The following is a 12,257-nucleotide window of genomic DNA, read 5'->3' on the forward strand; positions in this document are numbered from 1 at the left end:
GTTGAACACCGCCTCCAGGTGCGGCTTGTTGGAGATCGACGTCACCAGCGACTGGTCGATTTTCAGCTCGGTGAACGGGAAGCGCATCAGTTGCTGGAAGGTGGCGAAGCCGGTGCCGAAGTCGTCGATGGACAGCCCGACGCCGCTGAGACGCAGCCGCGCGGCGATGCCTATGGCTTCGGCCAGGTTGTCGGCGACGGCGGTTTCGGTGATCTCGAACACGATGAAGCGAGGCGGCACCCGGCTGGCGCGGATGCGCTGGTCTATCTCGTCGGCCAGGGTCGTGCCTTTCAGCGACAGCGCGGACAGGTTGACCGACAGCGGCAGCCGCAGGCCGCGCCGCGCCCACTCCTGCCATTGTTGCAAGCCTTGTTCCAGCATGGTCAGCGTCAGCTCGGTAGCCCAGTCGCAGGCTTCTATCACCGGAATGAAGCGCGACGGCGGGATCACCCCCAGTTCCGGGTGATGCCAGCGCACCAGCATTTCCGCGCCTTTCAGCAGGCCGCCATCCAGGGTCACCTTGGGTTGGTAATACGGCACCAGCTGGCCTTGGTCCAGCGCCAGCCGCACGTCCTTATCCTGGCACAGCTCCACCTCGGCGCCGCTTTCCGATGGCGGCGTCCATACCCGTCGTAGCAGATCCTCCAGCGCCTGTTGCTGCAGCGGCTTCTTGATGCCGCCCAGCACCGGCAGGCCCAACTCCCGTCCCATCAGTTCGACGGTGGAAATCAACAGGTAGTCTTTGCCGGAGGCGACGATGATGGGAACCGACAGATTGTCCTTGGCCATCTGCTGGATCAGCTGCACGCCGTCCATGCCCGGCATTTCCAGATCGATCAGCACCAGGCTGGGCAGTTGTTCGCGCATCCGCGCCAGCGCCTCGTTGCCATCCGCCGCCTGCCGCAGATTGACGATGCCGAGCTGTCGGCACAGATCGCAGGCATGCTGGCGTTGCACCGCGCTGTCTTCCACCACCAGTACATCGTCCATCTGCAGCACCATGGCGGCGCCTATCCCTGCCGGCAGATCGCCTTGGCGATCATGTCCAAGGACATTACTTCGTCGGCGGCGCCCAGCTTGATCGCTTCCTTGGGCATGCCGAACACCACGCAGCTTTCTTCGTCCTGGGCGATGGTCTTGGCGCCGCAGTCATGCATTTCCTTCAGCCCCTTGGCGCCGTCGTCGCCCATGCCGGTCATGATGACGCCCAGCGCGTTGCGGCCGGCGAACTTGGCGGCGGAGCGGAACAGCACATCCACCGATGGCTTGTGGCGGCTGACCAGCGGGCCGTCCACCACTTCCACCTGGTAGTAGGCACCGCTGCGCTTGACCATCATATGCTTGCCGCCAGGCGCGATCAGCGCGCGGCCGGGCAGGATGCGGTCGCCGTTGCTGGCCTCCTTGACTTCGATTTGCGACAGGCTGTTCAGGCGGTCGGCGAAGGAACGGGTGAATTTCTCCGGCATGTGCTGCACGATGGCCAGGCCCGGGCAGGTGCGCGGCAGCTCGGTCAGGATGGCCTCCAGCGCCTGGGTGCCGCCGGTGGAGGTGCCGATGGCGACGATGCGTTCGGTGGTGGCGAAGACATTGCTGCCGGTCGGCGCGGACAGGATGGCGTCCGCCGACAACTTGGGGCGCGTCTCCAGCGCCGCCGCGCTGCTGCCGCCGCTGGGCGCCGCGCCGCTGGCCGACGGCATCACCCGCATCCGGTTCATGCGCGCGGCGGCGGCGCTGCGCACCGCCATCACCAGTTGATTGGCGCTTTCTTCAAGGAAGCCCTTGACCCCGGCCGCCGGTTTGGCGATCACCTCCACCGCGCCGGCCGCCAATGCCTGCATGCTGATGTCAGTGCCTTTTTGCGTCAGCGAGGAGCAGATCACCACCGGCGTCGGACGGGTCGCCATCAGCTGCTTGAGGAAGGTGATGCCATCCATCCGCGGCATTTCCACATCCAGCACGATCACGTCCGGCCAATGCAGCTTCATCTTGTCCATCGCCATATACGGATCATTGGCGACGTCCATCACCTCGATGCCGCTGGCCTTGTCGAAAACCTGGCTCAACACCTGCCGCACCACGGCGGAGTCGTCGACGATCAGAACCTTGATGCTCATGTGCGCGTCCTTGCGTTGGGAGGCGGCATCGCTTCCAGCTCGGCCTCTTGTGATTGTTTGATCCAAACATTGCCGCTGGCGATATCGAACAGCACCAGCCTCGGGCAGTTGCCGCCCAAGTCTTCCCCCTGCAGCCGCAGGCCAAGCTGCTTGACCATCGCGCGCGCCAGATTGATGTTGCGCGACGGGACATCGTGGCTGAGCTTGCGTTCGCGGCTGAGCATCATCGAGGCCCCGCCGACCAGCCGCGCCTGAAACTCCTGCAGCGGCAGGCCGCAGGCCAGAATTTCCCGCAGCAGCAACAGCATCGCCTCGTCGCCGTAGCGGCCGGACAGGGTTTCGGTACGGCGGTGGTTGCGCTGGGCCAGCAGGTAATGGCACATGCCGCCGACGCGGGCCTGCGGGTGCCATAGCACAATCGACACGCAGGAGCCGAGCAGCGTGCGGATGCGGGTGCCGCTGCCGCCGAAGTGCCATTCGCCAGGATGCAGGAATACCGCGTCGCTGGACGAATCGGCTGCGGGCGGGGCTCCTGTTGCGCTGGGCGGGGATGGCGCCATGATGCAAGGCTTCCTTGTTTTGCGTCGGGTCGAGCCGGCGGCTTGTGTGTCATTTCAATCTAGTACAGTCCGAGTTTCAGAAACGGTACATATCGTCGTGCTCGTCCGTTTTGGCCGCATCCGGCGTGAAGGCCGGCGCTGCCGCCATGGCTAAGGCGGGCGCAGCGCCGGCTGCCATCCCCGCCGTATGGCCCAGATGGAAGAAGGCCATGGCCTGTTGCAGCCGCTCCGCCTGCATATTCATCTCCGCCGCGGTGGAGGCCAACTGCTCGCTGGCGGCGGCGTTCTGCTGGGTGGAATGGTTCAGATGCTGAATGGCCTGGCTGATCTGGCCTATGCCGCCGGCCTGCTCCTGGGTGGCGGCGGCGATTTCCTGCACCAGGTCGGCGGTGCGGCCGCTGGAGCGGACGATCTCCAGCAGCAGGCGGCCGGCCTGCTCGGCCACGGTGACGCTGTGTTCGGCCAGTTCGCCGATTTCTTGCGCCGCCACCTGGCTGCGCTCCGCCAGCTTGCGCACTTCGGCCGCCACCACGGCGAAGCCGGCGCCGTGTTTGCCGGCCCGCGCCGCCTCGATGGCGGCGTTCAGCGCTAATAGATTGGTCTGGTAGGCGATGTCGTCGATGATGCCGACCCGTTCGGCGATCTGGCGCATCGCCAGCACCGTCTGCTGCACCGCCTTGCCGCCTTCGGTGGCTTCTTCCGATGCCTTTTCGGCGATGGCTTCGGTGGTGCGCGAGTTGTCGCTGGTCTGGCTGACCGAGGCCGAGACCTGTTCGATCGAGGCCGAACTTTGTTCCACGCCGGCGGCCGAGGCGCTGGCGCTTTGCGACAAGGCCATGGAGGTGGCGCTGATTTGCTGGGCCGCGCTGGCGATGCCATCCGCGCCTATCTTCACATCGCCGATGATGGTCCGCAGTTGCTGGCACATTTGCTGCATGGCGTCGCGCAGACTCTCCTGCGGCGCGGGCGTGGTGGTGATGTTCAACCGGCCCGCGGCTACCTCGCGCGCGATATCGGCCACCGCCTGCGGTTCGCCGCCCAATTGGCGCACCAGCTGGCGGTATATCCAGGTCAAGGAGCCGGTCAGCAGCAGCAGCACGGCGAGGCTGACCGAACCGAGCAAGGAGAAGGTGAGCCGGGTATTGCGTTCGGCTTCCGTTTCCGTTGCCTGCTGCATCTGGTTGGTTTTGTCGATCAAGGGCAGGATGGCCTGGTGGTTGAGCTCGTAGTCGGCCGACAGCCGGTCGAATGAGCGGTTGATCTCCAGTTGATCATGGGCTTCCAGCGCCGGCAGCAAATGCGTCTCCAATTCCTGGAAGAAGGCATCCGCCGTGGGCTTGACTTTCTGTTCCAGCATGGCGCGCATATCGGGCGGCAGATCGCTGGCCTGCCACTTTTTCTGGCTGTCATAGAATTCGGCACGCTTGGCTCGCAGTTGGTTGAACCACTGCTGGCGCAGCGAGGGGTCGGTGGTGTTGCGCAGCATGTTCACCGCCAGAAAGGCGGCGACCAGGTCCTGATTGGGCGGGTCCAGGTCGTTGATGAAATCCTTGCCGATGACCACCTGATGGTACAGCGCGCCATTGATCATCACGGTGCGCAAGCCCTGCCAGGCGGTGACGGTCAGCAGGCCCAGTCCCAGCAGCACGCAGACGATCAACAGGCTGAATTGTTGGCGGATGGTGAGGTTTTTCATCGGGGGTCTCCGCGTCGGGCCGGTGGCTGTCCACGACGGCCCGCAACTGCATGATGGCGAGCGCGCATCACTCCTCCTCTGCCATTTCCTGGCGGCTCAGTTCGGACAGCAGCGACATTTCTTCCAGCGACAGCACTTTGTCCACGTTCAACAGCACCACGAAGTGGCTGTCCACCTTGGCCATGCCTTCGATGAAGTCCACCCGGATCTTGCTGCCGAACTGCGGCGGCGGCTCGATTTCGCTGTCCGGGATGGCCAGCACTTCGTGCACGGTGTCCACCAGCACGCCGATCAGCTGGCACTGTTCCGCATGTTCCATTTCGATGATGACGATGCAGGTTCGGCGGTTGATCGCCGTTTGATCGCGCGCGAAGCGCAGCGACAGGTCGATCACCGGCACCACCGCGCCGCGCAAGTTCATCACGCCGCGGATGAACGGCGGCATCAGCGGCACGGTGGTCAGCTTGATGTATTCCAGGATTTCGCGTATCCGCAGGATGCCGACGGCGAAGGTTTCGCCGGCCAGTTGAAAGGTCAGGAACTGGCGAATGTCGCCTTGTTCCTCCTGGACCGGGTGGCCGTCGCTGCGGCGCAGAATGTTCAGTGCTGCCATGGCTGCGTCTCCGGTGGTCATTCGATGCGTCGGAAAGCATCGGCGCTGTGGCTGGCCCGCGGCGCCGCGGGCGCGCCGTGCGAGCCGCCCTGCAGCGTACCCAGATGGAAGAAGCCGATCAGATCATGCAGGTTTTCCGCCTGGCGGTTCATCTGTTCCGCGGTGGCGGCCAGCTCTTCGCTGGCGCTGGCGTTCTGCTGCGTGGTGTGGCTCAGCTGCTGTATCGCCAGGCTGATCTGGCCGACGCCGCCGGACTGCTCGCCGGAAGCGGCGGCGATCTCCTGCACCAGGTCGGAAGTGCGGCGGCTGGAGCGGACGATCTCCTCCAGCAGGCCCCCGGCCTGATCCACCAGTCCGACGCTGCCCCGCGCCAGGGTGCTGATTTCCTGCGCCGCCACCTGGCTGCGCTCCGCCAGCTTGCGCACTTCGGCCGCCACCACGGCGAAGCCCTTGCCGTGCTCGCCTGCGCGCGCCGCCTCGATGGCGGCGTTCAGCGCCAGTAGATTGGTCTGGTAGGCGATGTCGTCGACGATGCTGATCTTGTCGGCGATCTGGCGCATCGCCCGTATCGTTTCCTGCACCGCCTGGCCGCCGGCGGCGGCTTCGCTGGAGGCTTTTTCCGCGATGCCTTCCGTCATCCTGGCATTGTCGCTGGTCTGATTGATCGAAGCCGACATCTGCTGCACCGAGCTGGAGGTTTCCTCCAGGCCCGAGGCCTGCTCGCTGGCCGATTGCGCCAGCAGCTGCGAGGTGGCGTGGATGTGCTGCGCGGCCACGGACAGGCTTTCCGAGCCGCTCTTGACCTCGGCGATGATGGTGGCCAGCGTCTGCACGGTTTGCATGATGGAAGCGGCCAAGCTGCCGTGGTCGCCTTCGCGCAGCGTGATCCGGCACTGCAGATTGCCCTTGGCCACTTCGTGCATCATGGCCGCCACCTGCTGCGGCTCGCCGCCCAGCGTGCGCAGCAGTTCCTTGCGGGTCAACAGGGCGATCAGCACGCTGGCGGCGATGGCCAGTCCGGCCAAGAGCAGCAGGCGATTGCGGCTGGATGCGGTGGCGTGATCGCTTTGCTGCACCAAGCCATTGTTCAGTTGGTCTTCATATTCGGCCAGCGCGGCGATGCTTTGATTCAATACCGCGCCTTTGCCGGCATTGACCAGCGCGCGCGCTTCGGAGGCCCTCTGCTGCATCGACAGCTCCAGCGCTTGCTGATAAGCCTGGTGCGCGTCGCGGCTGGCGGTCTGGATGGCACCCATCAGTTCGCGTTCATGGGCCGTTGTGGCCGACTCCCGCAGGAACAGCTGCGCCAGCTGTTGTTCGATGTCCTGATAACGGCGCAGCGAATCCTGAAACGCCTGGCTGGCCTGCAAGGTTTCTCCCGGCTGGTCCGCCAGCAGGGCGACGCGGATATCGATGCGGACTTCCTGATTCTGCTCAAGCAGCTGGTGCGCCAGCCGGTTCTCCTGATTGTTGAGCGTGATGCCGTGGATCACTTCGCCCAGCTCCTGGAGTCCGAGCAGGGCGAGCGCGATGCACACCAGCAGCAGCGCGATGATGGCGCCGTAGCCGAGTGCTTGCTGAGTGGCGATGCGCATGTCCTTGAGGGCCGTCATGGCGTGCTCCGTTGAGTAAAGGGGTCGGCGGTGGATGCTGGGGGGATGGTATGGGCGAGGCGTTCCGATTCCTTGCGGCAGGCATGCTGGATCAGCGCAGGCACATCCAGGATCAGCGCCACTTCGCCGGTGCCGAGTATGGTGGAGCCGCTGATCGCTTTCAGCGCGCTGAACAGCGTGCCCAGCGGTTTGATCACGGTCTGGAATTCGCCTTGCAGCGCGTCTACCACCAACCCGGCCTTGCGCTCGCCGTATTGCGCGACCACGATGTTGCGGCGGGCGGCGGCGATGGGCGGCAGTTCGAAGAAGCGGCCCAGATGCAGCAGCGGCAGCAGTTCGCCGCGCAGGTTGATGCAGTCGTGCACGCCGTTTTCCGGCAGATCGGCCGGCAGCTCTATGCACTCCACCACGGCCTCCAGCGGCAGCACGAAAGTGGAATGGCCGACATCGACCAGGAAACCGTCGATGATGGCCAGCGTCAGCGGCAGCCGCAGGCGGAAGGTGGTGCCGCGGCCGGTTTCGCTGTCGATCTCTATCGTGCCGTGCAGTTGTTCTATGCCGCGCTTGACTACGTCCATGCCCACGCCGCGGCCGGACAGATTGGTCACATGGTCGGCAGTGGAGAAGCCGGCTTCGAATATCTGCTGGAACACCACGCTGTCCGGCGGCTCGTCCTCATCGCCCAGCAGGCCGCGTTCGCGCGCCTTGGCCAGGATGCGTTGGCGGTTCAGGCCGCCGCCGTCGTCCGCCACTTCGATGACGATGCTGCCGGACTCGTGATAAGCGTTCAGCCACAGATTGCCGGTGGCCGGCTTGCCGTGGGCTTGCCGGATGGGCGGCGATTCAATGCCATGGTCGATGGCGTTGCGCACGATGTGCAGCAGCGGGTCGCCCAGCTTTTCCACCATCGATTTGTCCAGTTCGGTTTCCGCGCCGACGATGTGCAGCTGGATATCCTTGCCCAACTCGCGCGAGACGTCGCGCACCACGCGCGGGAAACGCTGGAAGATTTCCCCTATCTGCACCATGCGCATCGACAGGGTGCCGGCGCGTATCTGTTCGATCAGGTTGGCGATCGCCAGCGTCGACTCCACCAACTGCGGCTGTTGCGAGCGGCGGGCCAGCAGATTGGCCGCCGCGCCGGCGATGACCAGTTCGCCGATCAGATTGATCAGGCTATCCAGCTTGCCGGCTTCCACCTTGAGAAATTTGCTCTCGTGCAGGCGGCGGCTTTCGCTGGCGGCCGGCATGGTTTCCGCCGTCGGTGGTGGCGGTTCGTGAATCGCTTCGGCGGCCTCGCGCGGCGGCTCGGGTTCGGCGGCGGGAGGCTGCGCGGGGTCGACAGCTTGCGCATCGGTCTCGTCCAGCGCGCCGAACCGCTGCCAGGCCAGTCGCACCGCCTCGGCCTCTGCCGGTGTCGCATTGGCGCAGGCCTCCGCCAGATGGGCACCTGCGCGACCGAGCGGCCAGATATGCAGCTCGCTGTCCTCGCGGACGAATTCGAATACCTCGTTCAGCGTCTGTTCGTCGATGTCGCTGCGGTACAGCACTTCCAGGCGCAGGTAATTGGTTTCGGCGTCGAAGTCCTCGCCGATGGGCAGGTTGCAGCTGACAGCTTCGATCTGTTCGATGCTGCCCAGCGTGGCCAGATAACGCAGGAAGGAAGACGGGTCTAGGCCGTTGCGCAGCACGTCCGGGCCGAAGCGCAGCGACAGCAGCCAGGGTTCATGCGGCGGCAGGGCAGAGGGCGCGTCTGGCGCTTCTTGTTCTTGTTGCGCCTCCATGGCTGAAGCGGGTTCAGGCGCCGGCGTCGGCGCCGGGTGCGGCGCGGCCAGATAAGCCTGCAGCGACGCCAGCAAGGCCGCGTCGTGCAGAGACGCCAGATCGGCCTTGTCGTCCAGCGCCTGTATCATCAGTTTGACGTGGTCGTGGCAGCGCAGCAGCAGCCCCACCAGTTCATCGTCCAGCCGCAGTTGGCCGTCGCGCAGCTGATCGAGCAGATTTTCCGCCTGATGGGTGAAGCCGACGATGTCATCCAGGCCGAACAGGCCCGCCGACCCCTTGATGGTGTGCATGGCGCGGAACAGCGCGTTCAGCTGTTCGGCATCGGCGCGCGCGGGATCGATGTCCAGCAGAATGCCTTCCATGTCGCCGAGCAGTTCGCGCGCTTCTTCCAGGAAGGTCTGCATGGCCAGCTCAAGATCCATCGCTGGTCTCCTCATTCTGTGCGGCGGGGAGCAGTTCGCGCTGCAGGCCCATCAGCAGGGCGAACTCGCGCACGCAGCGGCTGGGATCGCGCAGGTCCACCTTGCGGCCGCGCCGTTCGGCCTCGCGGCGCAGCCAGATCAGAACCTGGGCTCCGGCGCAGTCGAGTTCTTCTATGGTGGACAAGTCGAGCAGGATGTCCTCTTCGCTGCGCAGCGCCTGTTCTAGATCGGCGCGCCATTGCGCGGCCTGGTAGATGGTTTGCTCATGCCCGGCGACAAGGGAAAGCGTCATGTCCGCTCCTGCGTCAGGTGTCGGTTGCCGCTCAGGGCAGGATCAGTTTGGAAACGGCCGTCAGCAGCGCCGGCGGCTGGAATGGCTTGACCACCCAGGCCTTGGCGCCGGCTTCTTTTCCCTCGCGTTTTTTGTCCTCGGCGGATTCGGTGGTAAGCATGATGACCGGAGTGAATTTGTAATGGGGCAGTTGCTTGATGTTTTTGAGCAGTTCAATGCCATCCAGGAGCGGCATGTTGACGTCGGAAATGATCAGATGGATCTTGCGGCCGTCCAGGATGTCCAGGGCTTCCTTGCCGTTGCCGGCCTCCAGCACCTCATAGCCGGCGCCGACCAGGGTCATCCTCACCACCTGGCGCAGCGTGGTGGAGTCGTCGACGATCAATATCGTTTTGGTCATCCGCCTTCCCCGTCATTCAGAAAAAAGTGATGTCGCTGGCGCCGGGCGTCTTGTCGTTATGATCCCGGTTATGCAGCGCGCGTTGTTCATGGGTGGTGTAGCTGTTTTTCAGGGCGATCAGCCAGGCCTCGGTATCCGGCGGCTCCGGCAGCGCGTCATCTCGACTGTTCAAGGCCTCGTGCAGCATCGCTTCCAGTTGCCAGATATCGTTTTGCACATGGGACAGTATCTGATTGACCCGATCCTGGAACTGCAGATGGGTCAATACCTCTTCTATCGTGGCCTGCAAGTCCAGGCTGGCGGCCGGGTCGTCCAGTTTCATCTGACAGGCGCGGCAACTGTCGTGGACATCGGCATCGATGGACTCCAGTTGTTGCAGCAATAACCGCACCTGCTCGCCGATCTGCTCAAGCGCGGCTGTCGGCGACGGTTCGCCTGCGGGCAGGCTTTTCGTCAGGAGCGCCAGTTGCTGGCCGGATTGCTTCAATTGCTGCAATTGCGGCAGCAGTTGCTTCTGCAGCGGCGCCGGCAGTTGCAGCGCTTCCAGCGTATTAGTCAGCTTGTTCTGCGCCGCGGTCAGAGGATGGGGCGAATCATCCGATGGCGGGGATGGCCTGCCCAATTGGCGCAGCATGTGGTCGAAGCGGGCGGTCAACTGCAGGGCCGCTTCGTCTATCTGCTCCCGCCCCAGCGCGACATGGCCGGCCCATAAGGGCAGCAGCGCGTAGACATGGGTAGCCACGCTGCGCCAATACGCGGATTGGTCGCTGTCCTGCGCCGCGATGGCGGGCGCCGGCGACGGCCACATGACCAGCAGCGTGATCAGCAGTGTGCTCAGGCCGACGGCGGGCCAGAACAGGGGATGATCTATGAACAAGGCATACTGTATTGCCCCGTTGATGGCCAAGCCTATTTCCAGCCGGATCCAGCGCCAGGGTTGAACAGGGGCAATCATGCATCGGTCCCGTCTTCGGATACATAGTCTTCATACTGTTTGTAGCCGTTGCGCTGTGGGGATGCAAACAGCCTGCCGGATGTGCTGGCGAACCCACGCCGGGAATAGACGGATATTTCGCCTGGGGATAGGCGCAGGGCATTTCCGTCTTGCAATTCTGGACATTCTATGGTCAGAATCGAAGCTCGATATTCAACTTTTTTCAATTAAGAAGCACGTATGGCACTCATCGTACAGAAGTACGGCGGCACATCGGTTGGGACAACCGAGCGCATCAAGAATGTGGCCCGCCGCGTCGCCAAGTGGAAGGCCCAGGGGCATGATGTGGTGGTGGTGGTTTCCGCGATGAGCGGCGAAACCAACCGCCTGATCGCCCTGGCCAAGGACATTCAGGACTATCCCGATCCGCGCGAGCTGGATGTGGTGGTGTCCACTGGCGAGCAAGTCACCATCGGCCTGTTGGCGATGGCATTGAAGGAAATCGGCGTGCCGGCCAAGAGCTATTGCGGCTGGCAGGTGAAGGTGGTGACCGACCAGGCGCATACCAAGGCGCGCATTCAGTCGATAGACGAGCATGTGATGCGTGGCGATTTGAAGGAAGGCCGCGTGGTTATCGTCGCCGGCTTCCAGGGCGTGGATGAGGAAGGCAATATCACCACGCTGGGCCGCGGCGGTTCGGATACTTCCGCCGTGGCGCTGGCCGCGGCGCTGAAGGCCGACGAGTGCCAGATCTACACCGACGTGGACGGTGTCTACACCACCGATCCGCGCGTGGTGCCGGAGGCGCGCCGCCTGAAGACGGTCACCTTCGAAGAAATGATCGAGATGGCGTCGCTCGGCTCCAAGGTTTTGCAGATACGTTCGGTGGAGTTCGCCGGCAAATACAAGGTACGCTTGCGCGTGCTCTCCAGCTTCGAGGAAGAAGGCGAGGGCACCCTGATTACGTTTGAGGAAGATGAGAGCATGGAAAAGGCGGTAGTGGCAGGCATCGCGTTCGATCGCAACGAAGCCCGCATCAATGTCAAGGGCGTGCCGGACAAGCCGGGCATCGCCTACCAGATCCTCGGGCCGATCGCCGATGCCAACATCGAAGTGGATATGATCATCCAGAATGTCGGCGAGAACGGCACCACGGATTTCTCGTTCACCGTGCCGCGCGGCGAATTCCAGCGCGCGCTGTCCATCCTGCGCGAAGTGCAGACCCATATCGGCGCCGCCAAGATCGACGCCGACGACAAGGTGGCCAAGATTTCCATTGTCGGAGTGGGCATGCGCTCGCACTGCGGCATCGCCTCCACCATGTTCCGCACGTTGGCGGAAGAGGGCATCAACATCCAGATGATCTCCACCTCGGAAATCAAGGTGTCGGTGCTGGTGGACGAAAAGTACCTGGAACTGGCAGTTCGCGTATTGCATAAGGTTTTCGGACTGGACCAGCCGGCGTAAATAATTTCGGATTGATGCTTGACACCAGGGGCGTCGATATTTAATATGGCGCTCTCTGAACGGAGAAATGGCCGAGTGGTCGAAGGCACTTCCCTGCTAAGGAAGCATACGGGCTTAAACCTGTATCGAGGGTTCGAATCCCTCTTTCTCCGCCAGATAACGCACCCGTAGCTCAGTTGGATAGAGTATCTGGCTACGAACCAGAGGGTCGGGCGTTCGAATCGCTCCGGGTGCGCCAGCTGTCCCTATAGTTTAGCGGTTAGAACACCGCCCTTTCACGGCGGTAGCCGGGGTTCGATTCCCCGTGGGGACGCCAGGATTCAGAAAAAGCCCAGCATTGCAAAATGCTGGGCTTTTTCGC

The 12,257-nt window shown here is 63.6% G+C and carries 11 protein-coding genes and 3 tRNA genes; 4 read left to right on the forward strand and 10 right to left on the reverse strand.

Annotation, left to right across the window (positions count from 1 at the left end; translation table 11 throughout):
* From JHD59_RS15930 to JHD59_RS15975, 10 genes are all read right to left on the reverse strand, one after another.
* The coding region (locus JHD59_RS15930) for an EAL domain-containing protein (protein WP_233164263.1) at nt 1–990 on the reverse strand (990 nt) is incomplete at its 3' end.
* Between the two features lie 20 nt (nt 991–1,010).
* Nucleotides 1,011–2,114 (reverse strand): chemotaxis response regulator protein-glutamate methylesterase, encoded by a 1,104-nt coding sequence (locus JHD59_RS15935; protein WP_103318263.1) that lies wholly within the window; start codon nt 2,112–2,114, stop codon nt 1,011–1,013.
* On the reverse strand, nt 2,111–2,674 hold the full coding sequence (locus JHD59_RS15940) for a chemotaxis protein CheD (protein ID WP_233164264.1): 564 nt from the start codon (nt 2,672–2,674) through the stop codon (nt 2,111–2,113). Before JHD59_RS15940 ends, JHD59_RS15935 begins: the two co-directional genes overlap by 4 nt.
* Before the next feature lie 76 nt (nt 2,675–2,750).
* Nucleotides 2,751–4,370 (reverse strand): methyl-accepting chemotaxis protein, encoded by a 1,620-nt coding sequence (locus tag JHD59_RS15945; RefSeq protein WP_233164266.1) that lies wholly within the window; start codon nt 4,368–4,370, stop codon nt 2,751–2,753.
* A 67-nt stretch (nt 4,371–4,437) separates the two neighbouring features.
* Complete coding sequence (locus JHD59_RS15950) at nt 4,438–4,983, reverse strand: chemotaxis protein CheW (RefSeq protein ID WP_071109643.1); 546 nt, start codon at nt 4,981–4,983, stop codon at nt 4,438–4,440.
* Between the two features lie 17 nt (nt 4,984–5,000).
* Nucleotides 5,001–6,596: a methyl-accepting chemotaxis protein gene (locus JHD59_RS15955; protein WP_199154947.1), complete on the reverse strand. Its 1,596-nt coding sequence runs from the start codon at nt 6,594–6,596 to the stop codon at nt 5,001–5,003.
* Complete coding sequence (locus JHD59_RS15960; RefSeq protein WP_199154948.1) at nt 6,593–8,803, reverse strand: chemotaxis protein CheA; 2,211 nt, start codon at nt 8,801–8,803, stop codon at nt 6,593–6,595. Before JHD59_RS15960 ends, JHD59_RS15955 begins: the two co-directional genes overlap by 4 nt.
* Nucleotides 8,793–9,095 carry a lipid asymmetry maintenance protein MlaB gene (locus JHD59_RS15965; RefSeq protein ID WP_199154949.1) on the reverse strand — a complete coding sequence of 101 codons (303 nt, stop codon included), beginning with the start codon at nt 9,093–9,095 and terminating at the stop codon, nt 8,793–8,795. Before JHD59_RS15965 ends, JHD59_RS15960 begins: the two co-directional genes overlap by 11 nt.
* Before the next feature lie 31 nt (nt 9,096–9,126).
* Nucleotides 9,127–9,495 (reverse strand): response regulator, encoded by a 369-nt coding sequence (locus JHD59_RS15970; RefSeq protein WP_199154950.1) that lies wholly within the window; start codon nt 9,493–9,495, stop codon nt 9,127–9,129.
* A gap of 16 nt (nt 9,496–9,511) precedes the next feature.
* Nucleotides 9,512–10,450: a hypothetical protein gene (locus tag JHD59_RS15975; RefSeq protein WP_199154951.1), complete on the reverse strand. Its 939-nt coding sequence runs from the start codon at nt 10,448–10,450 to the stop codon at nt 9,512–9,514.
* Nucleotides 10,451–10,669: 219 nt separating this feature from the next.
* Here JHD59_RS15975 and JHD59_RS15980 point away from each other — a divergent pair, with 219 nt between their 5' ends.
* From JHD59_RS15980 to JHD59_RS15995, 4 genes are all read left to right on the forward strand, one after another.
* Nucleotides 10,670–11,896: an aspartate kinase gene (locus JHD59_RS15980; RefSeq protein ID WP_103318256.1), complete on the forward strand. Its 1,227-nt coding sequence runs from the start codon at nt 10,670–10,672 to the stop codon at nt 11,894–11,896.
* A 61-nt stretch (nt 11,897–11,957) separates the two neighbouring features.
* Nucleotides 11,958–12,051, forward strand: a tRNA-Ser gene (locus JHD59_RS15985).
* A gap of 6 nt (nt 12,052–12,057) precedes the next feature.
* Nucleotides 12,058–12,134 (forward strand) — tRNA-Arg (locus JHD59_RS15990).
* A 3-nt stretch (nt 12,135–12,137) separates the two neighbouring features.
* Nucleotides 12,138–12,212 (forward strand) — tRNA-Glu (locus JHD59_RS15995).
* The last annotated feature ends 45 nt before the right edge of the window (nt 12,213–12,257 follow it).

The organism is Chromobacterium sp. ASV23 (assembly GCF_016428945.1).
GTDB classification, from domain to species: Bacteria; Pseudomonadota; Gammaproteobacteria; order Burkholderiales; family Chromobacteriaceae; genus Chromobacterium; species Chromobacterium sinusclupearum.

Bases quoted from the DNA above. Each gene is read 5' to 3' on its own strand.
- JHD59_RS15980 (WP_103318256.1), top strand. From the start codon at position 10,670: ATGGCACTCATCGTACAGAAGTACGGCGGCACATCGGTTGGGACAACC.
- JHD59_RS15975 (WP_199154951.1), bottom strand. From the start codon at position 10,450: ATGATTGCCCCTGTTCAACCCTGGCGCTGGATCCGGCTGGAAATAGGC.
- JHD59_RS15965 (WP_199154949.1), bottom strand. From the start codon at position 9,095: ATGACGCTTTCCCTTGTCGCCGGGCATGAGCAAACCATCTACCAGGCC.
- JHD59_RS15935 (WP_103318263.1), bottom strand. From the start codon at position 2,114: ATGAGCATCAAGGTTCTGATCGTCGACGACTCCGCCGTGGTGCGGCAG.
- JHD59_RS15945 (WP_233164266.1), bottom strand. From the start codon at position 4,370: ATGAAAAACCTCACCATCCGCCAACAATTCAGCCTGTTGATCGTCTGC.
- JHD59_RS15950 (WP_071109643.1), bottom strand. From the start codon at position 4,983: ATGGCAGCACTGAACATTCTGCGCCGCAGCGACGGCCACCCGGTCCAG.
- JHD59_RS15955 (WP_199154947.1), bottom strand. From the start codon at position 6,596: ATGACGGCCCTCAAGGACATGCGCATCGCCACTCAGCAAGCACTCGGC.
- JHD59_RS15970 (WP_199154950.1), bottom strand. From the start codon at position 9,495: ATGACCAAAACGATATTGATCGTCGACGACTCCACCACGCTGCGCCAG.
- JHD59_RS15940 (WP_233164264.1), bottom strand. From the start codon at position 2,674: ATGGCGCCATCCCCGCCCAGCGCAACAGGAGCCCCGCCCGCAGCCGAT.
- JHD59_RS15960 (WP_199154948.1), bottom strand. From the start codon at position 8,803: ATGGATCTTGAGCTGGCCATGCAGACCTTCCTGGAAGAAGCGCGCGAA.